Genomic DNA, 638 nt, shown 5'->3' on the forward strand with positions numbered 1-638 from the left:
CATCCTGATCCGAACCCATCGGCATGAGCGAGCTGTGGGTGAACCAAAAGACCCCGTCATCCTGCGCATATCGGCGCCCCAACGAAGCCGAGACCTTGTCGACGTCGAGCAGGTAGACGTTGGCGTACTGCTGAATCGTCCGGCCTATATGCCGGTTCAACTCCTCGACGAAATACATCGTGTTGCGCAGATCGTACCTGGGCAGAAGGCGTCCCGTCAGGTCGGATTGCGGCACCATAAGATTGCACACGAGGGTCGGGATGCCGTGGGCCAACGTCCACTTGAGATTTTCAGCAACGTAGTCGTCGATCATCCGACACGCGTGCTCGAATACGCGGTGATGGCCCGCCTCGTCGTCATGGTCGAGCGACCAAATTGCATTCGCGGGAAGAAGGCCGCGGAACGGGATCTGCAGAACGATCAGGTCATAATCTGGGTTCATCCGCACTTTTGGTGCTGACGGAGTCAGATCTGGCTCTTGAGCGTTGATCCTCACCATGACCGAGGAGGCGTCGGATGCTGATCTCGAACCCGTCTCTACCGACAATGCCCGATGGGTTGCACGTCGATGAACTGACGCTCGATCCGTCCGGACTGTTGCTTCTTGCCCGGACCACCGCTGCGCTGGGCGTCTGTCC

At 58.8% G+C, this 638-nt stretch carries 1 protein-coding gene; it reads right to left on the reverse strand.

The genetic code is table 11. The features are described 5' to 3' along the window. On the reverse strand, positions 1–499 hold a 499-nt coding region (locus J7U37_RS24850; protein WP_247637487.1), incomplete at its 3' end, for a hypothetical protein. Positions 500–638 lie beyond the last annotated feature (139 nt).

The sequence above is a fragment of the Methylobacterium sp. 37f genome (assembly GCF_023093475.1).
Classification (GTDB): domain Bacteria; phylum Pseudomonadota; class Alphaproteobacteria; order Rhizobiales; family Beijerinckiaceae; genus Methylobacterium.